Origin of the sequence: Ruegeria sp. HKCCSP351 (assembly GCF_017872535.1) — a bacterium.
In the GTDB taxonomy this organism is placed as follows: domain Bacteria; phylum Pseudomonadota; class Alphaproteobacteria; order Rhodobacterales; family Rhodobacteraceae; genus Ruegeria.
On the sequence record NZ_JAEDOV010000005.1, the window covers coordinates 159,902 to 179,478 of the forward strand.

The following is a 19,577-nucleotide window of genomic DNA, read 5'->3' on the forward strand; positions in this document are numbered from 1 at the left end:
CATCGGAATCGGTGCGGTTTTCTCCATGGGCCTGTGCTGGACGACATCCCGGCCTGCGCCATCAACTCTAACCTTTCAAAGGAGACCCCGATGTCGATCACTGCCGCTGAAAAAGCACGCGTCATGCAAGAATTCGCAACCAAAGAAGGCGACACCGGTTCGCCAGAAGTCCAGGTTGCTATCCTGACCTCGCGCATCAACACCCTGACCGAGCACTTCAAGACCCACAAGAAAGACAACCACGGTCGTCGTGGTCTGCTGAAAATGGTTGCTCAGCGCCGTAAGCTGCTGGACTACCTGAAGGGCAAGGAAGAGGCGCGTTACCAGGACCTGATCAAAAAGCTGGGCATCCGCCGCTAAACGTATTTGTTACGTTTTGTACCGGTTCTGAACCCCGGATTGTAAGATTTGTACGCTCGCCCAATTGGCGGGCGTTTTTCTTATGTGGACGAATGTCAAGTATACCGACCGACCAACGCTGCGGGTGCTAAACTCATTCTCTGTTGGCAGGGTGCGCCCAATCTGGACATTGACGAACGGCCATGCGCATCGTGAGACATGTCGCTCACGGAAGGCCTAAACCAAATTTTAGAAACTGTCTTGCCGACCGATCCCAGCTTTCAGCAGATCGAATATGCGGTGATAGACAATTGCATTAGTGAAACCCGGCGATACGCCTTGGAGGGCTCCACCGAAGCCTTCCTGATGTCCGCGATGCGTCTATTGGCACTTCCCGACAATGGGCACACACGGCTGATCCCGAACGATGCGATCACCGTGCTTCCGCTGAGGTTCGTGAGCGTAGGGCGTTCTGTGCAACTCGTCGGCGCGTTTCCAGAGATAACTGCACCGCGAGGAGAACTGATTGCGGTCAACGGCACAGCTTTGAGCCAGATTGAAGCCAAGGCGGAACAGTTTCTTGCGGGAACGTGCCAAAGGAAGCGAGTCATCGGACCTATTCTTTTGGCTTGGCCGTACGCCTTGGCACGTTTGGGTATTTCGTCAAACGGCGGAACGACCGAGTATCGTGTTCAGGACGAAAATGGGCAGATAACCAATCTGAAAGTGGCGATTGGAAACACCGTTCCTGGATCCATGCTCTACCCGAGAAACGAGCACGGCAAGGATGATCCAACTTGGGTGCCCAAGACTTTTGTGGAGATAAAGGATTGGCAAGATCTTGGGCTATCAATAGCGTTACCGAGCTTTTTTGCTCCGAACGAAACAACGCTGCACAAAGCCGTCTCAGCCGCAGTGGAACACGTGCGCGCCTGTCCGAACAGAACGCTTTTGATTGACGTTCGCGGAAACACCGGCGGCGATTTTCTTCTGACGATGCCTTTGATAGACGCGATCTCGCAAAGCGCAAGTAAGCAGGTTGTTGTACTTGTCGATAAATTCACGTTTTCAGCGGCGATAGTGTTTGTGGCCATCCTCAAACATCGTTTGGGAAACAGGCTCAAACTCATCGGGGAAGAAATGGGTGACGGGTTGATGTTCTTTGCCGAGGGCGGGTTGCTCGAGTTGCCGACCAGCGGAGCGGTTGTTCGATACTCATCAGCTTTTCACGATTGGAAGAATGGAACGACTGACAAAACCACGCCGCCTGAAATCGCGCGGAAGATCGTTCCCGTAGGGGCACTGAAATTGGATTTGGAATGGGTCGCAAATTGTGCAGATGAGGATGCGGACGGCACGTTCTATCAACGAATTCTCAGCAGCGTGAGCACTTAGACAAACGGCCGAGACGGCATCGCGGCTCCCATCCGCGACGCCGCTCGGCATGGCTTTTGCTGTCTTCGGGTCAGATCGCCTGCCACTTTTTGTAGGTATCGACCGCCAAGGCGGTGTCGATCACGAACATCGCAACTGCGGTTACCATCGCCAGCATCGACACCCAGAACGACCCGCTTGCCGAGGCGACGGCCAATGTCATGCCGCCGACGCAGGTGGCAATCGCGGCGGCTTTTTCAAGGCCGCTCATGTCGGTCAGAACGATGCCGGCAAGTTTGGTGAACCCGACGGACGCCTTGGCGACGCCCAGCATGGCCTTCATCATGGCCAAATCGCTGCCCGCCGTTCCGGCCTTGGCGATTGCACCGGCATGGCGGCTGATCGGGCCGCTGCATTTGACGGCAATCCCGGCCCCGGCCCGCGTGACCGTCTTGGTTCCGAGCGCCTGATAAACCCCCAGCGCGGCCATGGCCATCGTGATGATATCGGCAAACGCTTTGGCGGCGGCCCCGATAAAGGTGTTCAGCGCGGCTTTCTTGCGCTTTTTCCTGCTGGTGCCCAGCGGTGCCCCCAAAAGCGGCGTGTCCCCCTGCATCAGGATCAGGCTGTCCGCGGTTTCCTGCACCGAGAACGGCGCGGCATCGACGGGAACCGTAGCGGCTTCGGCCTCGGGTATCGGGTCGGGGGACAGGAACCGCGCCTTGATCTGCGCCTGTTGGTCGGCCGGAAGCGCGCGGATATCGGCCCCTTCGTCTGAGGCATAAAGCTCTTCCCATGCGCTTTCCATGATCGCGGCCACGTCCGCCGCGCTTAGTTCGGTGGCCGGGGCTGTCATCAGTGGCATCTTGGGGCCTGCATCAAGGTCGATGTCCTCGACCGCGTCCTCGGGGAGCTTGTCAAGCATCTCGATAAATGACTCGTCGAACACATCAGGGTTGAATGAAATGCCAGAGGCGGAATGGAGCTTCATGGGTAAACCTACTTTCATTAACTTTGACACAATAAGCCTGCACAATAGACGAGTTTTGAAATCTCTCTGTGGTGAACATCACACTTGAACAACCGGTCGCCGCCAACCGGGGGGCGCGGCGTTTCGTGGCCGCAGCAGAACGCGTGTCTGTAGATCAGCCGTTATTCGGGAAGACCGGCCTTTTTCCACCCTTCGCGCCAGCTTTCGGAACAGGTGGGAACGGTAAAGATTGGCAAACTGGTCTGATCCGAGGAAGCGGTGATATCGGGGCGCAACGCTTGCAGGTCGCTTATCGCCGCCTGCGCCGCTGCGGCATCAGACATCTGACCCAAGGCGGCAATAAGCATCAGGTGGCTCATGACAAATCCTGACCGAACGGCCAGAGCGTCACGCGCTGCGGCGGCGGCCTCGTCATACCGGCGCAGTTGAAAAAGCGCACTTGCCCGGGCGATATGCGCCGCATGGCGCATCGGGTCTTTCGGGCTGAGTTCAATGGCATGTGTTGCGTGTTCCAATGCCTCGTCCGACCGGTTCAGCATGCACAGGTTGATGGAGGCGAGCATGTGAACACTTGCAGCATTGGGGTTTTCGGCCAGTGCCTGTTTGAACGCCGCCCGCGCGCGCGGCAGATCGCGGGCCAGCATCGAGATTGAATGCGCCGCATAAGCCATGGCAATACCGTCGGCGCGGTCGCTCATGAGAACGCGTTCTGCGGCGCTGATGGCGGCCCTGGGCCCTTCGCCGATGGGATCGAGCCCCTGCACAAGCCGCTGAATGTGCAGCCAGGCCAGCAACCCTGCGGCAGCGGCGTAATCCGGGTCGCGGTCCAGCGCCAGCGTTGTCAGCCGGATGGCTTCGCGATTGGCGTCATCTGTCAGCAGATGAAAATGCGACTGCGCCTGAAGATAGAGTTCATAGGCTTCGAGGTTTTCGGTCGGCTTGGCGCGGGACCGGTTCGTTTCGGCGTGGCGCAGCGAAGGCTCGATCGCCGTGACGACCTCTTGCGTGACCTTGTCCTGAAGCTCGAAGATATCGTCCAGCACCCCGTCAAAGCGATCGGCCCACAGGTGGCTGCCATTTTCCGCATCGATCAACTGCCCGGTGATCCGGACACGCTGTCCCGCGCGGCGGACGGATCCTTCCAGCACATACCGAACCCCGAGCGTCAGGCCGACCTGGCGGATATCCGTCGTTTTTCCCTTGAAGATGAAAGACGAGTTTCGGGCCACGACCATCAGCCAGCGAAAGCGCGACAGTTCCGTGATGATGTCCTCGGTTATACCGTCGGCAAAGAACTCTTGCTCGGGGTCGCCGGACATGTTGTCGAAGGGCAGGACGGCGATCCCCGGGCGTGTGTCGGCGGGTGTTGCAAGATTGGCGGTTGAGCCCTTTGGCCAACACCAGACACCAACGCGGCGCGTGATGTTCTTTAGCTCGGCCTGCCCGCCGCCGCCGAACAGGCCCGCATCGCCCCGGTCAAGGCTGTGATGTGCCGTGTCCGAGATCAGGATCTGGTCGGGTTTGGCCAAAGCCTCGAGCCGGGCAGCGACATTGATGCCATCACCGAAGATGTCTTCGCCTTCCGCAATGACCTCGCCCGTGTGAATACCGATGCGCAGCCGCAGCCCTTCGGGCTTGTCGCTGGATTGCAGGGCAATCGCAAAATCCGACGCGTCGGACGTTGACTGGAATTCGGCGATCCAGCCATCCCCCATGCTTTTGATCAATATGCCATTGTGGGATTCCAGCAGGGCAGTGAGCGTGTCGTCACGGAACGATTTCAGCGCTGCAAGTGTACCCTGCCGGTCCTGATCCATAAGCGCCGAGTACCCGACAACGTCAGCCGCCAGAACCGTCGTAAGCCGTCTTTTCATTTGCACCCCCCGATGAAAGTGAGGTTAGCGCAGTGATCCGGTTCTGTCAGGCCATTTCCCGGACGGGGGCAATGGCACGCAGCACGCCATCATGCGGCCCCTGTGCCTTGCGACGCGCTGCGAGAGGTCAGAGCCTGCCTCAGCATGATCCGGCCAGCTTTTTCGGTTTCGCTTTCCTTCCAACGCATTCTCATGTATGCGCGCGGTATCTGAGACGTTGTGCCCTGACCCCGGCACTCGAACGGAAGATAAATGGGGTCGGCGGCAATGGGGCCGCCATGCAAAACCGGAGACCCGCAGGGGCGGGAGTGCTCCGTTCTAGGATACGCATATGTTTGATGTAACGAAGAAATCGATGCAGTGGGGCGAGGAAACGCTGACACTGGAAACCGGCAAGGTTGCCCGTCAGGCCGACGGCACCGTGATTGCCACGCTGGGCGAAACCAGCGTCATGGCCAACGTGACCTTTGCCAAGCAACAAAAGCCCGGTCAGGACTTTTTCCCGCTGACCGTACATTACCAAGAGAAATATTATGCTGCCGGTAAGGTTCCGGGTGGCTTCTTCAAGCGCGAGGCGCGCCCGACCGAGAAAGAGACACTGACCGCGCGTCTGATCGACCGTCCGATCCGCCCGCTGTTCGTTGACGGTTTCAAAAATGAAGTTCTGGTGATGTGCACCGTGCTGAGCCACGATCTGGTCAATGATCCCGACATCGTTGCAATGATCGCCGCCTCGGCTGCGCTGACCATTTCCGGCGCGCCGTTCATGGGCCCGATCGCCGGTGCCCGCGTTGGTTTCGTGGATGGCGAATACGTCCTGAACCCGACCGTGGATGACATGCAGGACCTGCGCCTGAACCCTGAACAGCGTCTGGATCTGGTTGTTGCCGGTACCAAAGACGCCGTGATGATGGTGGAATCGGAAGCCTACGAGCTGTCCGAGGCCGAAATGCTGGGTGCCGTGACCTTTGCGCATGAGCAGATCCAGCCGGTCATCGACCTGATCATTTCGCTGGCCGAAGACGCCGCGAAAGAGCCGTTCGAATTCGTCGCACCCGATTACTCGGAGCTTTACGCCGCCGTTTCGGCTGCCGGTGAAGAGCAGATGCGCGCCGCTTTCGCGATCACCGACAAGCAGGAGCGCACTGCCGCTGTTGCCGCTGCCCGTGAAGCGATCAAGGAAGCGCTGACCGAGGAACAGCTGGAAGACGCCAACCTTGGCTCGGCGATGAAAAAGCTGGAAGCCGGTATTCTGCGCGGTGACGTCGTCAAGGGCGGCAAGCGCATCGACGGTCGTTCGACCACCGATGTGCGTGCTATCGAAGCCGAAACCTCGTTGCTGCCGCGCACACACGGCTCTGCCCTGTTCACCCGCGGTGAAACTCAGGCGCTGGCCGTGACCACGCTGGGCACCGGCGACGATGAGCAGTTCATCGATGCGCTGCACGGCAACTTCAAATCGAACTTCCTGCTGCATTACAACTTCCCTCCGTACTCGGTGGGTGAAGTGGGCCGCGTGGGTTCGCCCGGCCGTCGCGAAATCGGTCACGGTAAGCTGGCATGGCGCGCACTTCAGGCGGTTCTGCCTGCGCCGACCGACTTCCCCTATACTATCCGCGTGGTGTCCGAGATCACCGAATCCAACGGCTCCAGCTCGATGGCGTCTGTCTGCGGCGGTTCGCTTTCGATGATGGATGCGGGTGTTCCGCTGAAAGCCCCGGTTGCCGGTGTGGCCATGGGTCTGATCCTGGAAGATGACGGGTCTTACGCAGTTCTGACCGACATTCTGGGTGACGAAGACCACCTGGGCGATATGGACTTCAAGGTTGCGGGTACTGCAAACGGCATCACCTCGCTTCAGATGGACATCAAGGTCGCGGGCATCACGCCTCAGATCATGGAAACCGCCCTGGCACAGGCCAAGGACGGCCGGATGCACATCCTGGGCGAGATGGGCAAAGCCCTGTCCGAGACCAACGAGTTCTCGGTCCACGCGCCGCGCATCGAGACCATGAACATCCCGACCGACAAGATCCGTGAAGTGATCGGTTCGGGCGGCAAGGTCATCCGCGAGATCGTCGAGGTTTCGGGTGCCAAGGTCGACATCAACGACGATGGCGTCATCAAGATCGCATCGCCCGATGGGGAATCGATCAAGAAGGCCTATGACATGATCTGGTCGATCGTGGCCGAGCCGGAAGAAGGTCAGGTCTATACCGGCAAGGTGGTCAAGATTGTCGATTTCGGTGCCTTCGTGAACTTCTTTGGCAAGCGCGACGGTCTGGTCCACGTGTCCCAGATCGAAAACCGCCGCCTGAACCATCCGTCGGATGTTCTGAAGGAAGGTCAGGAAGTGAAGGTCAAGCTGCTGGGCTTTGACGATCGCGGCAAGGTTCGCCTGTCGATGAAAGTGGTCGATCAGGAAACCGGCGAAGAGATCGTTCCCGAGAAGAAAGAAAAGAAAGAGGAAAGCGCAGAGTAATCTGCCCACCCTCTGATTGAATGTGAAAGGCCCCGGTTTCGACCGGGGCCTTTTTTTGTCGGCGCGGTCAGGAGTGTCGGGCGTCCGGTGGCTTGGTAAATCAATTATTAACACTTCATGCGTGTATTTACTCAACCATAAGGATGATCATGTTGCATTCAGGGATGCTTTTCGACCGTGGCCTCGATAACCGTTTTCGAAATCAGCGCAGACCCCTACAGCAATATCAGCGTCGATATCACTGCCGCTTATTCCGTTGATATCACCGACAATGACGCCCTGTTGCAGGATCCCGACCCTGACAGCGCGCAGCTTGACCTGTCGGCCCTGCCCGGTTTTTCCGGGACAAGCCAGAATTTCAGCACCTTCGAAAGCTATTCGGGAACGGTAAACGGGGCGCCTGTCACCTTCATTCTGGTACAGTTCTCGAACCCGCGCTACATCATCGTTACCTCGGGTCAGGCGCAGCTGAACGATACGATCACGGGGACCAGCTTTGGCGGGACGGCAGCGCCAAGCACCTATCAGACTTTGCCGTCTTTCGTGTGTTTTACCACCGGGTCCCTGATCCGGACGCCCACCGGGCTGCGCCGGGTCGAAACCCTGAACCCCGGCGACCCGGTTCTTACAGCCAAGGGCCATATCCGCCCGGTGCGCTGGATCGGCAGGCGTCGCTTGTCAGCGCAGGAGTTGCAACAGGACCCTCATCTTTGCCCTGTCCGGATCATGGCGGGGTGTTTCGGGCCGAACAGCCCAAACCGTGATCTGGTCGTCTCACCACAGCACCGGATCGCCGTCACCTCGGCGATGATGGAGCTGATGCATTGCGAGACCGCGATGCTGGCCCCGGCCAAGGGGTTGATCAACGGGCGGACAATCGTTCAGGAGCTGCCCGCGCAAGGGGTCGAGTATGTCCATATCCTCTTTGACCGGCATGAACTGGTAAACGTCGAAGGCATCTGGTCCGAATCCTTCTATCCCGGTGACACGACACTGGGCGCGATGGCACCTGCCACACGGCGCGAGCTGTTCACCCTGTTCCCGGATCTGGCCTGCGGTGCCGATGGCTATGGATCAACCGCGTTGCCGGTGCTGAAACCCTTCGAGGTTCGGGTGCTGAGGGCGGATCTGACGTTGCCCTGCTGGACGCCCGTCCTGAACGCACCTGCGCGCGCCGCCTGACAGGGGGGCCGATCAGTGGGCAACACCACCGGGCCCGTGTTTCAGAAAGTGCCACTGGCCATAGCTGTCCTTCAGGTCCAGCTTGATCGCGGCGTCAGAGCGGGTCGAGGCGCTGCCAATCTCGGCAATGGAAAACTCGATCCCGCCGGGAATATCGATGCGCACCCGATGCGCGCCGCCGCCATGCGGGGCCTGAATCGGCTGTCCGGTGGATTTCAGAACATCACCAACGGTAACGCTGGCCGTGCGCTCTTCTAGGTCCATCTCGAATTCGATCGGCAGGTAGAGCGTGTCATGAACCGTCTCGCACATTGCCCTGAACACGTACCAATGCGTCGCCATCTCTTCGGTTTCTTCACCGTGAAAGACCTTTTCCAGCGCATCACGCTGTGCCGGGGTTGCTGCGGGATCGACGATCACCTGCATCTCGCCGCCGCCTTCAAAGATCGGCCCCGGCCAGGCATAGATCAGCGCGGCTTTGGTCCCGCTGAGGTCGGTGTCACCGAAATGCCCTTTGGTCACCTCCAGCACTTCGAACCCCCGGCAATCGCCATGGGTCGGCAACTCTTCGAACTGGCAGGGGCAAGAATAGCCGCAGTTGCAGTTCCCGAAACTCTCTCCTTCAACATACCAATCTGTAAAAGCCATAGTCTTCTCCCGCCAAGTACAGTCCGAAAGCCCGAGGTGATTGGTCGTATGCCTGAGTTTGCCCCCCCGCGCACCCTATCACAAATTGCCCGGAACCAGAACCTGAGGGCCATGAGACGGCAGATGAACGGTCCTGCCCAGCCCCGGATCTATTCATTCACGCGCGTCCAAAAACCTGTGAAACGAAGTGATAGCCCCGCGCCTTTCCTTTCCGTCAAGCCCGCCCACATCGAGGCCAAGCAGAGTTTTGGAGCAACGGAGACAATCATGTTCAAGCGCATTTTACTTACCTCAACGGCCCTCGCCGCCAGCGCGACGGCGCTTGCCGCGCAAAGCCTGGGCGACGGCACCTATGTTCAGGGCTTTGTCGGGTACAGCCAGTTGCAGGACAGCGATTTCGCAGGCACGATCGGCGGCGCGCCGCAGTCGGTCGACACGGAGTTCGACGCAGGGTTCGGTCTGGGCGTGGCCATCGGCAAGGAGATCCCGCAATGGTCCAATGACAGGTTCGGAACACGGGTTGAGCTGGAGCTGTCTTACCGCGACAGCGACGTGGATGGTGTGAACTTCTCGGGCAACGGGCCGGGGGCCGAGGGCAATATCTCGGGCGATGTCACGCAGACCTCATTGTTTGCCAATGTGCTGTTCGATTTCAAACAGGCGGGTGCGCTGACGCCCTATGCCGGGTTTGGTCTGGGGGCCACCTATTCGGATCTGGATTTTGCCTATGGGCCCGGTGTGGCGCTGGATGACAGCGACACCGCCTTTGCCGCGCAGCTGATCGCCGGTGTGGCTTACGAGATCAACCCGTCAACCGCCTTTACCGTCGATGCCCGCTATGCCCGCGCCTTTGACGTCTCGTCGCGGCGGCTGGCCCCGAACGGCGCGTTGACCGGCATCGTCGAAGACGATCTGGATACGTTCAGTGTCAATTTCGGGCTTCGGTACAAGTTCTGAGGTCTAGGGGCAGGTTTCCCGCCGGTCACCCTGCCCCCGCCTGCTTCATCTGGCCCCAAATATCCTCGGGGGGGGATCGTGCCGGCAGGCGCGATGGGGGGCAGACAGCCCCCCTGACCCGGTAACCGCCTTAGGACGGCGCTTTGGTCTTGCGCAGATAGGGAAAGATCGTCTCGAACGCGCCGAATTTGGCCTTGGCGTCTTCGTTCGACACTGAGGGCGGGATGATCACGTCTTCACCCGGCACCCAGTTGGCAGGTGTTGCGACACCTTTTGACGACATCTGCAACCCGTCCAGCGCGCGCAGGATTTCGGCAAAGTTGCGGCCCACGGTCATCGGGTAGGTCATCGACAGTTTCAGCTGCTTGTCCGGGCCGATGATAAAGACCGACCGCACGGTGGCGCTGTCAGCCGGGGTGCGACCATCAGGCAGGTAGGCTTCGGCAGGCAGCATGTCGAAGGCTTTCGACACCGCCAGACCCTCATCAGCGATGATCGGGAACCCGGGATTGGCCTTACCGTATTCCTCGATATCCTTCTTCCACTTCTTGTGGTCTTCGACACCGTCAACCGAAACGCCGATCACCTTGGTGTTGCGCGCGGCCCATTCGTCGTTCAGCTGCGCAACGGCCGAGAATTCGGTGGTGCAGACAGGTGTGAAATCCTTGGGGTGCGAGAACAGAATGGCCCAGCTGTCGCCAATCCAGTCGTGAAACTGAACGGTGCCCTGATCTGTTTCTGCGGTGAAGTTCGGGACCGTATCGTTGATGCGCAAACCCATGGCTACTTCCTTTCCTGTTGAAAATCCGAGTCGATTGCCTGAAACCTAATCACTTTGTGCAAAGGTTAAACCTTTCATCGTGGTCGCGGCCAAGGAATTCGCCGGTTTCACCGGAAAAATAATTTGATCAAATCACCTATTGCCCCCTGTTCGCTTGGGTGACAGAGTGTCGGCGAACAGCCGGATTCTAGCTGGACCGACAGGAGGGCTCAGGATGATCGAAAAGCGGAATTTCTATATCAATGGTCAATGGGTCGCGCCGTCGCAACCCAATGATTTCGAGGTCATCAACCCCTCGACCGAGGAGCCGTGCGCGGTGATCTCACTGGGTGGGCAGGCCGACACGGATGCGGCAGTTGCCGCCGCCAAGGCCGCCCTGCCGGGCTGGATGGCAACGCCGGTAGAGGCCCGCATCGCGCTGGTCGAGAAGCTGATCGACATCTACCAGACCCGCGCGGAAGATCTGGCGCAGGCCATGTCGCTGGAAATGGGCGCGCCGATTGACATGTCGCGCAGCCAGCAGGTTGGTGCAGGCACATGGCATTTGCAGAACTTCATCCGCGCGGCCAAGGCGTTTCAGTTTGAACGCCCTCTGGGGGATCACGCCCCGAATGACCGGATCATCTATGAGGCGGTTGGCGTGGCCGCATTGATCACGCCCTGGAACTGGCCGATGAACCAGGTCACGCTCAAGGTCGGTGCAGCGGCGATTGCGGGCTGCACGATGGTTCTGAAACCCTCCGAGCAAAGCCCGCTGAACGCGATGATCTTTGCCGAGATGATGGACGAGGCAGGGTTCCCGCCCGGTGTCTTCAATCTGGTAAACGGCGATGGCGCGGGCGTCGGCTCGCAGCTGTCGGGTCATCCCGACGTGGATATGGTCAGCTTTACCGGCTCGACCCGTGCGGGTACGGCGATTTCGAAGAACGCGGCGGAAACGCTCAAGAAAGTGCATCTGGAACTGGGCGGCAAAGGCGCCAATGTGGTCTTTGCCGATGCCGATGAAAAGGCTGTCAAACGCGGCGTGCTGCATATGATGAACAACACCGGCCAGAGCTGTAACGCGCCGAGCCGGATGCTGGTGCAGCGCCCGATCTATGATCAGGCCGTTGAGATCGCCGCCGAGGTCGCCAGCAAGGTCACAGTGGGCAGCGCCGCAGAAGAGGGCCGTCATATCGGACCCGTCGTGAATGAGGTTCAGTGGACCAAGATTCAGGACCTGATCCAGAAAGGTATCGACGAAGGGGCACGTCTGGTCGCGGGCGGCACCGGACGCCCCGAGGGGCTGAACAAGGGCTATTATGTCCGCCCCACGGTCTTTGCCGATGCCAACAACCAGATGACCATCGCGCGCGAGGAAATCTTTGGCCCCGTCCTGACCATGATCCCCTTCGACACCGAGGAAGAGGCTGTCGAGATCGCCAATGATACGCCGTATGGTCTGACCAATTATGTGCAGACGCAGGACAAGGCGCGCGCCAACCGCATGGCGCGGGTTCTGCGGTCGGGCATGGTCGAGATGAACGGCCAGTCGCGCAGCGCGGGCTCTCCGTTTGGTGGGATGAAGCAATCCGGCAACGGGCGCGAAGGTGGCGTTTGGGGGCTGGAGGACTTTCTGGAAGTCAAATCCGTCGGCGGCTGGGCGGCTGAATAATACACCCGGCGCAATGCGAGATGAGAGGGCGGGGCAACACGGTTGCCTCGCCCATGTTATGTCAGACAGGCCGCACCACTAGCTGGGGTTCCCCGTCGGACGTATGGCGACGGGAACGACCGTCCCAACCAATCTCTCCGGTCACGCGTTGGCGATAGGCCGAGAAACTGTCGAACCGGACCACATCGACGGGCGTGTCGAACTGCAGGGTCACCCGGCGGTGCGCACCGTCCCCCAGCATGGTCAGACCACGAATTTCCGCCGTGAACGGCTGGCCCAGGTAGCGACCTTCGACCCGGTCCCCCACACGCAAACGCATCCGGTTGCCCGCCACCGCGTGCAATGTGTTCCAGTCGCGCATCCCATGTTGATGCGCCACCAGTTCCAGGGCCTGACCGTGCGACAGCTGAACGCCGGTGTCGCGCAGTTTTCGTCGCAGGCGTTTGGCCTGCTCTTTCAGCTCCTCCAGCGGAGCGATGTCTTGTGACAGTGTCATGTTTTGCCTCGTTTCCTTGAACGGGCGCGAGTTTAGGACGGGGTTCGCATTACCATCCGCGCGCCGGGAAAGGGCAACAGATGTTTTTTTCAACCGGGTTTCACCAAAGCCAATGGCCGCGAACGGCAGGGGACCCGAACCTGCCGTGCTTTTTGGCAGCGGTCGGGCCTGCTGTCAATCAGGCGTCGGCCTGTGCCGCCTCATAGGCCAGCATGGCCCGTTTGACCGGCAGACCCCAGTGATAGCCGCCCAACCCCCCGGATTTGCGCAGGGCGCGGTGACACGGGATCAGCCAGCTGACCGGGTTGCGCCCGACCGCCGTGCCCACGGCGCGCACGGCCTGTGGCGAACCCACGCGCAGCGCGATTTCGGAATAGGTCGTCACCTGCCCCGACGGGATGTGCATTAGTGCTTCCCACACTTTGATCTGCAAGGGCGAGCCGATCAGGTAGAGCGGTGTCGGCTCTGACCGGTCGCTGGCCGTGCCGAATGCGCTGAGAACCCAGGGTCGCATGCGCATCGGATCTTCGACATAATCCGCGTTGGGCCAGCGCGAGACCATATCCTCCATCGCCGCCTTCTCTCCGGTTTCAGCCCCGAAGGCGATACCGCAGATGCCCTTGTCGGTGCCCATGACCAGCGCGGGGCCAAAGGGGCATTCGAACCAGCCCCAGTAGATCGTCAGATCCGCGCCCCTGCGGGCATATTCGCCGGGGCTCATGGACTCCCATTTCAGGAACAGATCATGCAGGCGGCCACTGCCGGACAGGCCTACGTTATGGGCGGTTTCAAGCGTGGTGAACCGTTCGCGCAGCAGCGCCTTGGCATGGCCCAGCGTCAGGTATTGCTGATACCGTTTTGGCGACACTCCGGTCCACCGCGAGAACAGGCGCTGGAAATGGGCCGGGCTCATATCCATCTGGCGGGCCAACTCATCAAGGCTCAGGCCCTCGCCGCCCTGATCGATCAGCTCGATTGCCCGGCGCATGACGTTGTAGTGGTATCCGCTTTCGGGGGTCTGGACGTTCATGGTTGCACCTCGTTGTCTGGCACAAACCATAGCGCGCGCGACACGCTGCCGCGACCCGGAACTTGCGCATTGGCTTTGGGCTTGTGTCGCGGCCCCTCGGGCGGCATTAAGGCCCGGATGGCAAAGCAACTCGACTATCATACGATCCGCGAGATCTTTACGCGCTTTCAGGAAGCCGACCCCGAACCCAAGGGTGAGCTTGAGCATGTGAATGTCTACACGCTGGTCGTGGCCGTGGCGCTGTCGGCGCAGGCAACCGATGCGGGGGTCAACAAGGCCACGCGCGACTTGTTCAAGATCGCGGATACGCCGCAAAAGATGCTGGATCTGGGCGAAGAGGGCCTGATCGAGCATATCAAGACCATCGGCCTGTTCCGCCAGAAGGCCAAGAACGTCATCAAGCTGAGCCGTATTCTGGTCGAAGACTATGGCGGTGAAGTTCCCAATTCCCGTGCAGCGCTGCAATCGCTGCCGGGTGTCGGGCGCAAGACCGCCAACGTTGTGCTGAACATGTGGTGGCGGCAGCCGGCGCAGGCTGTGGACACGCATATCTTTCGCGTCGGCAACCGCACCGGCATCTGCCCCGGCAAGGACGTGGACGCGGTCGAGCGCGCCATCGAAGACAATATCCCCGCCGATTTCCAACTCCATGCGCATCACTGGCTGATCCTGCATGGCCGGTACCATTGCAAGGCGCGCAAGCCGCAATGCCCGACCTGCATCATCCGTGATCTCTGTCAATTCGAGGACAAGACATTATGAAAACCTACCAGCTGACCGGTATCGGAAACGCCGTTGTGGACGTGATCTCGCAGGCCGATGACAGTTTCCTGGAACTGATGGGCATTGAAAAAGGTATCATGCAACTGATCGAGCAGGAGCGCGGCGAGCTTCTGTATGCCTCGATGGAGCGCCGGGTGCAGACGCCGGGCGGGTCCGTTGCCAACACGATTGCGGGCGCAGGTGCGCTGGGGTTGGATGCCGCCTTTATCGGGCGGGTGCATGACGACGCGCTGGGCCGGTTCTATGCGGATGCGATGAACGAAGATGGCGTCGATTTCGTGAACCCGCCGGTTCCGGGCGGGGAATTGCCGACCTCGCGCTCGATGATCTTTGTCTCGCCCGATGGCGAGCGGTCGATGAACACCTATCTGGGCATCTCTTCGGAACTGTCGTCGCATGACGTGCCCGATGAGGTCGCCGGAAGCAGCCAGATCATGTTCCTTGAGGGCTATCTGTTTGACAAGGAAAAGGGAAAGGCCGCGTTTCTTGAGGCCGCGCGCGCCTGCCACAAGGGCGGCGGCAAGACCGGGATCGCCATTTCCGACCCGTTCTGCGTGGAACGGCACCGGGTCGATTTCCTGCTGCTGATCGAGAATGAGCTGGAATTCGTCATCGGCAACGAGGCCGAGATCAAATCGCTGTTTGAAACCGACGATCTGGAAGAGGCGCTGATCAAGACCGCCGAGATTTGCCCGCTGGTGGTTTGCACGCGCTCGGGTGATGGCGTGACCGTCCTGAACGGAGGCGCGCGCATCGACGTGCCGGTCAAGAAGATCGTCCCCGTAGACGCAACCGGCGCAGGCGACCAGTTCGCCGCGGGATTCCTGTACGGAATGGCCACCGGGCGCGATTACGAGACCTGCGCCAGGATCGGCAACGTCTGCGCCCGCGAGGTCATCAGCCATATCGGCCCAAGACCCGAGGCGGATATGATCGAACTTCTGAGGAACGAAGGGCTGGTTTGAGTCCGAAGTTACCGGAGAAAATTCTGCACCCTCCGTTCGCTTGACATGCGTCCGTCATCTGGCAAGTTAAATAGTATTATTGTGGAGGGTAATTCTTTGAGAAAACTTCTTGCAGGAATAGCAACAGCAATCTTGACTACAGTGACCCCGACCTTCGCTCAGGATATTACAGCTGGTTCCCGAATTACTGTGACTTCAGACTGGCACTCACAGAACGGTGGGCCATACAGTCCAAATATCGTGTCTTGCAAATCGAACAGCGGCTTGTGCCTTCGAGACACCAATACTTCTCCTGCAAACAATCCTATGACAAAAACTAAGAGTGGCTTGCAGGTCGTCTTCAAGGATTTTGGGGTTGTCTATTTGTTCAGACCAGGTGGAAAGGGCACTTTTCACGATATGTCCGGCAAGCAGACTGGAAAATTCAAGTGGACACAGTGACGACTTGACTACTGGATGGTTCGCTCCATTGCGCAACTTTGATGAATGCCAGCTGAGTCCGCCTAGCGGATCAATCTGAAAAACATCCACGCGATCAGAATTCGCTTAGATAATCGGAAAAAGCCTCAACCACGTGCTGATACACATCGCGCTTGAAGGGTACGATTTCGGCGACCAGCCGGTCGGGCTTCTGCCATTTCCAGCGGGTGAACTCCGGGTGGTCGGTTTCGATGTTGATCTGATCGTCGGCGCCTGTGAAGCGCAGCAGGAACCATTTCTGTTCCTGCCCACGATAGCGGCCTTTCCAGATGTGGGGCACGATGTCATGGGGCAGGTCATAGGGCAGCCAGCCCTCGGTTTCGGCGATGACTTCGACCAGATCAGCCGTGACCCCGGTTTCTTCCCACAGCTCGCGCAGGGCTGCGTCGCGGGGATCTTCGCCCTTGTCCACACCGCCCTGCGGCATTTGCCAGGCGTCCGCGTGGCGGTCGTTGCGCTGGCCCACGAAGATCTTGCCCTCGGCATTCATCAGCATCAGCCCGACGCAGGGGCGATAGGGCAGTTTGGCGATTTCTTCGGGGGTCATGCGCGGCCTCATCGGGTTGTTCCGCCCACCTCTAGCAATCACCGGCGCCACAGCAAAGAGGGTGACGTGGGGTTTCGCGTGACAAAGTTGACGCGAACGTCAATCTAGCGGGCAAATTCAGGAGGGAGAGTTCCGCCATGACTGCGTACCCGAATATGCTGGCCCCGCTGGATCTGGGCTTTACCACGTTGAAAAACCGCGTGTTGATGGGCTCGATGCATACGGGCCTTGAGGAGACCAGCGACTGGAACCGGGTGGCCGAGTTCTATGCCGACCGGGCGCGGGGCGGCGTGGCGCTGATGGTGACGGGCGGGATTGGTCCGAACCTTGAAGGCTCGGTCCTGCCGGGGGCTTCGATGATGGTGAGCGACAAGGACGTGGCGCACCATTCCATCGTGACGCAGCGCGTACATGAAGCGGGCGGCAAGATCGCAATGCAGATCCTGCATGCGGGGCGCTATGCCTATGGGCCGAAATGCGTGGCCCCCAGCCCGGTGAAATCGCCGATCTCTCCGTTCCCGCCCACTGAGCTGGATGAAGAGGGCATCGAGAAGCAGATCAGCGATATCGTCAACGCCGCCGTACTGGCGCAAAAGGCTGGCTATGACGGGGTCGAGATTATGGGGTCGGAGGGGTACTTCCTGAACCAGTTCCTTGTGACCCATACCAACAAGCGCACCGACCGCTGGGGCGGGTCTTATGAGAACCGGATGCGTCTGCCGATCGAAGTTGTACGCCGCACGCGCGAGGCGGTGGGCACCGATTTCATCATCATCTACCGGCTGTCGATGATCGATCTGGTACCCAACGGATCGACCCATGACGAGGTGGTGCAACTGGCGCAGGAGATCGAAAAGGCCGGGGCCACGATCATCAATACCGGGATCGGCTGGCACGAGGCGCGGATTCCCACGATTGCCACCAGCGTGCCGCGCGCGGCCTTTGCCTGGGTGACCAAGAAGCTGATGGGCAAGGTGGGGATACCGGTGATCACCTCGAACCGGATCAACACGCCCGAGGTGGCCGAAGAGGTTCTGTCGACCGGTTGCGCCGACATGGTCTCGCTGGCCCGTCCGATGCTGGCGGATGCGGATTTCGTGGCCAAGGCGATTGCGGGTGAGGCCGCAAAGATCGCACCTTGCATTGCCTGCAATCAGGCCTGTCTGGATCACACGTTCAGCGGCAAGCTGACCTCGTGCCTCGTGAACCCGCGCGCCTGTCATGAGACGGAGCTGGTGATTGAACCGGCTAAAACGCGCAAATCCATTGCCATTGTGGGGGCAGGCCCTGCCGGACTGTCGACCGCAATGATCGCGGCCCAGCGCGGCCACGATGTTACCCTGTTCGACCGCGCTGATGAGGTCGGCGGGCAGCTGAACATGGCCAAGCAGGTGCCGGGGAAAGAAGAATTCTGGGGACTGGTCGACTGGTACCGCACCATGATGGATGATCTGGGCGTGAAAGTGGAACTGAACCGCGAGGTAGGCGCAGATGACCTGACCGGCTTTGACGAGGTGGTCATCGCCACCGGTGTCAGCCCGCGTGATCCGCAGATACCGGGGCAGGATCGGGACAACGTGCTGAGTTACATCGACGTGCTGCGCGGCAAGGCCGAGGTTGGCAAGTCTGCTGCCGTGATCGGGGCCGGTGGCATCGGCTTTGATGTGTCCGAGTTCCTGCTGGAAGAGGGTCACAGCCCCACGACCGACCTGCCGCTGTGGATGAAGGAATGGGGCGTGACGGACCCGGCTGAACACCGTGCAGGGTTGGCGCCCGAGGGGCCGCAACCCAGCGCCCCCGCACGTCAGGTCACCCTGTTGCAGCGCAAGAAACAGGCGCATGGCAAGGGTTTGGGCAAAACCACTGGCTGGATTCACCGGGCAACGCTGAAGATGAAGAACGTCAATTTCGTGGGCGGCGTGAATTATGAGCGCATCGACGATGACGGTCTGCATGTCAGCTTTGGCGAGGAGCGCGCGGACCCGACGGTGATCGCGGCCGACACTATCGTGCTGTGTGCCGGTCAGGTGTCCGAACGGTCACTGGCAGACGCGCTGATCGAGCGGGGCATCACCCCCCATGTGATCGGGGGTGCGGATGTCGCCGCCGAGCTGGATGCCAAGCGCGCGATCAATCAGGGCACGCGGCTGGCGGCGAAGTTCTGATCGCCCCGGTTTAGCGTTTCCTAGTCGGACAGCGCGAGTTTTGCACCCAGTGCGCCAAAGGCCGTTGCAAAACTCCGCCTGATCCACGTCATCACCGTTGGACGGCGGATCATATAGTCGCGGGCCAGTGCGGCGCAGCCCCCGTATCCGACGAAGACAACAAAGGTCATGGCCATAAAGGCCAGGGCCAGCTGGATCAGCGCACCCCCTGCGTTCGCCGTGTCGGCTGGCAGGAACTGCGGCAGAAACGCCAGAAAGAACAGCGACAACTTGGGGTTCAGCACGTTGATGAGCGTTCCGGTGATGGCAATCTTAAAACTGCTTTTCGCGGTCTTGTCGGCGGTGACATCCAAGGCGCCGCCACTCCTGAGGATGCCCCACGCCATGTAGAAAAGGTAAATGACACCAAGGCATTTCACGAGCTGAAACGCCACGGCACTGGTGTGCAGCAATGCGGCAAGCCCGACGATACTGGCCACGGCAGCGGGAACGATTCCCACTGTGCATCCGACCGCGGCGGCAACGCTGGCCCGGAAACCGCGGCCCAGGCCAACGGCCAGTGTGTAGATGACACCGGTGCCTGGCAGCAGCACGACGATCATGGATGTGATGAAGAATTCCAGTGACATTCAAACCCCCTGCCAATGCCCGCAGGGTCGCGAACATCCGCGAAGATGTAAATAGCGATCGGTCCGGGAACACGGATGCGGCCCGGTGTCGCCGCTGGGCGGGGTAGTGAAACTTGGCTTTGAAAAGGGTTTTCGGGGTACCGTGCCCCCGGCCAAAACACCGGGACAGGCCGACGACGATGAAAACGGATTTCCTGACC

Annotated in this window: 17 protein-coding genes; 9 read left to right on the forward strand and 8 right to left on the reverse strand. The window is 59.9% G+C overall.

Going from position 1 to position 19,577, the window contains the following annotated elements; translation table 11 throughout:
* Window positions 1-90: 90 nt before the first annotated feature.
* Window positions 91-360, forward strand: a complete 270-nt coding sequence (rpsO, locus tag I9182_RS12205) for a 30S ribosomal protein S15 (RefSeq protein WP_170329634.1) — start codon at window positions 91-93, stop codon at window positions 358-360.
* 198 nt (window positions 361-558) lie between these two features.
* A complete protein-coding gene (locus tag I9182_RS12210; RefSeq protein WP_209598419.1) occupies window positions 559-1,734 on the forward strand; it encodes a peptidase S41 in 1,176 nt (391 codons plus the stop codon).
* A gap of 70 nt (window positions 1,735-1,804) precedes the next feature.
* On the opposite strand, the gene I9182_RS12215 is transcribed toward I9182_RS12210, so the two are convergent.
* Window positions 1,805-2,704 (reverse strand): hypothetical protein, encoded by a 900-nt coding sequence (locus tag I9182_RS12215; RefSeq protein WP_209598420.1) that lies wholly within the window; start codon window positions 2,702-2,704, stop codon window positions 1,805-1,807.
* 161 nt (window positions 2,705-2,865) lie between these two features.
* Window positions 2,866-4,578, reverse strand: coding sequence for an adenylate/guanylate cyclase domain-containing protein (locus I9182_RS12220; RefSeq protein ID WP_209598421.1), 1,713 nt, complete (start codon window positions 4,576-4,578; stop codon window positions 2,866-2,868).
* Between the two features lie 331 nt (window positions 4,579-4,909).
* Between I9182_RS12220 and pnp the strand changes: the two genes are divergently transcribed.
* Both pnp and I9182_RS20615 read left to right on the forward strand, forming a co-directional pair.
* A complete protein-coding gene (gene pnp / locus I9182_RS12225; protein ID WP_209598422.1) occupies window positions 4,910-7,060 on the forward strand; it encodes a polyribonucleotide nucleotidyltransferase in 2,151 nt (716 codons plus the stop codon).
* A 177-nt stretch (window positions 7,061-7,237) separates the two neighbouring features.
* Window positions 7,238-8,242 (forward strand): Hint domain-containing protein, encoded by a 1,005-nt coding sequence (locus I9182_RS20615; RefSeq protein ID WP_209598423.1) that lies wholly within the window; start codon window positions 7,238-7,240, stop codon window positions 8,240-8,242.
* Window positions 8,243-8,254: 12 nt separating this feature from the next.
* Here I9182_RS20615 and I9182_RS12235 read toward each other — a convergent pair whose 3' ends face one another.
* Window positions 8,255-8,890: a DUF1326 domain-containing protein gene (locus I9182_RS12235; protein WP_209598424.1), complete on the reverse strand. Its 636-nt coding sequence runs from the start codon at window positions 8,888-8,890 to the stop codon at window positions 8,255-8,257.
* Window positions 8,891-9,157: 267 nt separating this feature from the next.
* Here I9182_RS12235 and I9182_RS12240 point away from each other — a divergent pair, with 267 nt between their 5' ends.
* Complete coding sequence (locus I9182_RS12240) at window positions 9,158-9,847, forward strand: outer membrane beta-barrel protein (protein ID WP_209598425.1); 690 nt, start codon at window positions 9,158-9,160, stop codon at window positions 9,845-9,847.
* Between the two features lie 130 nt (window positions 9,848-9,977).
* Here I9182_RS12240 and I9182_RS12245 read toward each other — a convergent pair whose 3' ends face one another.
* Window positions 9,978-10,628, reverse strand: coding sequence for a peroxiredoxin (locus I9182_RS12245; protein WP_209598426.1), 651 nt, complete (start codon window positions 10,626-10,628; stop codon window positions 9,978-9,980).
* A gap of 214 nt (window positions 10,629-10,842) precedes the next feature.
* Here I9182_RS12245 and I9182_RS12250 point away from each other — a divergent pair, with 214 nt between their 5' ends.
* Window positions 10,843-12,282: an aldehyde dehydrogenase family protein gene (locus I9182_RS12250; RefSeq protein ID WP_209505102.1), complete on the forward strand. Its 1,440-nt coding sequence runs from the start codon at window positions 10,843-10,845 to the stop codon at window positions 12,280-12,282.
* A gap of 61 nt (window positions 12,283-12,343) precedes the next feature.
* Here the strand turns inward: I9182_RS12250 and I9182_RS12255 are convergent, their stop codons facing one another.
* Together I9182_RS12255 and I9182_RS12260 are read right to left on the reverse strand one after the other, a co-directional pair.
* Window positions 12,344-12,778 carry a glyoxalase superfamily protein gene (locus I9182_RS12255; protein ID WP_209598427.1) on the reverse strand — a complete coding sequence of 145 codons (435 nt, stop codon included), beginning with the start codon at window positions 12,776-12,778 and terminating at the stop codon, window positions 12,344-12,346.
* Window positions 12,779-12,956: 178 nt separating this feature from the next.
* Window positions 12,957-13,808: a bifunctional helix-turn-helix domain-containing protein/methylated-DNA--[protein]-cysteine S-methyltransferase gene (locus I9182_RS12260; RefSeq protein ID WP_209598428.1), complete on the reverse strand. Its 852-nt coding sequence runs from the start codon at window positions 13,806-13,808 to the stop codon at window positions 12,957-12,959.
* 117 nt (window positions 13,809-13,925) lie between these two features.
* On the opposite strand from I9182_RS12260, the gene nth reads away from it, so the two are divergent.
* Together nth and I9182_RS12270 are read left to right on the forward strand one after the other, a co-directional pair.
* Window positions 13,926-14,570 carry an endonuclease III gene (gene nth / locus I9182_RS12265; RefSeq protein ID WP_209598429.1) on the forward strand — a complete coding sequence of 215 codons (645 nt, stop codon included), beginning with the start codon at window positions 13,926-13,928 and terminating at the stop codon, window positions 14,568-14,570.
* The gene (locus I9182_RS12270; protein WP_209505106.1) at window positions 14,567-15,556 is read left to right on the forward strand and encodes an adenosine kinase; all 990 of its coding nucleotides are present in this window, start codon (window positions 14,567-14,569) and stop codon (window positions 15,554-15,556) included. The genes nth and I9182_RS12270 overlap by 4 nt, the downstream gene beginning before the upstream one ends.
* 535 nt (window positions 15,557-16,091) lie before the next feature.
* Here I9182_RS12270 and I9182_RS12275 read toward each other — a convergent pair.
* Entirely contained in the window at window positions 16,092-16,583 is a 492-nt protein-coding gene (locus I9182_RS12275) for an RNA pyrophosphohydrolase (protein WP_209598430.1), read from the reverse strand.
* Between the two features lie 137 nt (window positions 16,584-16,720).
* Here I9182_RS12275 and I9182_RS12280 point away from each other — a divergent pair, with 137 nt between their 5' ends.
* On the forward strand, window positions 16,721-18,748 hold the full coding sequence (locus I9182_RS12280; RefSeq protein WP_209598431.1) for an NADPH-dependent 2,4-dienoyl-CoA reductase: 2,028 nt from the start codon (window positions 16,721-16,723) through the stop codon (window positions 18,746-18,748).
* A gap of 20 nt (window positions 18,749-18,768) precedes the next feature.
* Here the strand turns inward: I9182_RS12280 and I9182_RS12285 are convergent, their stop codons facing one another.
* Window positions 18,769-19,377 carry a LysE family translocator gene (locus I9182_RS12285; protein ID WP_209598432.1) on the reverse strand — a complete coding sequence of 203 codons (609 nt, stop codon included), beginning with the start codon at window positions 19,375-19,377 and terminating at the stop codon, window positions 18,769-18,771.
* Window positions 19,378-19,577: the final 200 nt, after the last annotated feature.

Excerpts from the sequence above, each read along its gene's own strand:
- nth (WP_209598429.1), top strand. The coding sequence starts at position 13,926 with ATGGCAAAGCAACTCGACTATCATACGATCCGCGAGATCTTTACGCGC.
- I9182_RS12250 (WP_209505102.1), top strand. The coding sequence starts at position 10,843 with ATGATCGAAAAGCGGAATTTCTATATCAATGGTCAATGGGTCGCGCCG.
- I9182_RS12215 (WP_209598420.1), bottom strand. The coding sequence starts at position 2,704 with ATGAAGCTCCATTCCGCCTCTGGCATTTCATTCAACCCTGATGTGTTC.
- I9182_RS12245 (WP_209598426.1), bottom strand. The coding sequence starts at position 10,628 with ATGGGTTTGCGCATCAACGATACGGTCCCGAACTTCACCGCAGAAACA.
- I9182_RS12220 (WP_209598421.1), bottom strand. The coding sequence starts at position 4,578 with ATGAAAAGACGGCTTACGACGGTTCTGGCGGCTGACGTTGTCGGGTAC.
- I9182_RS12285 (WP_209598432.1), bottom strand. The coding sequence starts at position 19,377 with ATGTCACTGGAATTCTTCATCACATCCATGATCGTCGTGCTGCTGCCA.
- rpsO (WP_170329634.1), top strand. The coding sequence starts at position 91 with ATGTCGATCACTGCCGCTGAAAAAGCACGCGTCATGCAAGAATTCGCA.
- I9182_RS12275 (WP_209598430.1), bottom strand. The coding sequence starts at position 16,583 with ATGACCCCCGAAGAAATCGCCAAACTGCCCTATCGCCCCTGCGTCGGG.
- I9182_RS12235 (WP_209598424.1), bottom strand. The coding sequence starts at position 8,890 with ATGGCTTTTACAGATTGGTATGTTGAAGGAGAGAGTTTCGGGAACTGC.
- I9182_RS12260 (WP_209598428.1), bottom strand. The coding sequence starts at position 13,808 with ATGAACGTCCAGACCCCCGAAAGCGGATACCACTACAACGTCATGCGC.
- pnp (WP_209598422.1), top strand. The coding sequence starts at position 4,910 with ATGTTTGATGTAACGAAGAAATCGATGCAGTGGGGCGAGGAAACGCTG.
- I9182_RS12210 (WP_209598419.1), top strand. The coding sequence starts at position 559 with ATGTCGCTCACGGAAGGCCTAAACCAAATTTTAGAAACTGTCTTGCCG.
- I9182_RS12270 (WP_209505106.1), top strand. The coding sequence starts at position 14,567 with ATGAAAACCTACCAGCTGACCGGTATCGGAAACGCCGTTGTGGACGTG.
- I9182_RS12255 (WP_209598427.1), bottom strand. The coding sequence starts at position 12,778 with ATGACACTGTCACAAGACATCGCTCCGCTGGAGGAGCTGAAAGAGCAG.
- I9182_RS12280 (WP_209598431.1), top strand. The coding sequence starts at position 16,721 with ATGACTGCGTACCCGAATATGCTGGCCCCGCTGGATCTGGGCTTTACC.
- I9182_RS12240 (WP_209598425.1), top strand. The coding sequence starts at position 9,158 with ATGTTCAAGCGCATTTTACTTACCTCAACGGCCCTCGCCGCCAGCGCG.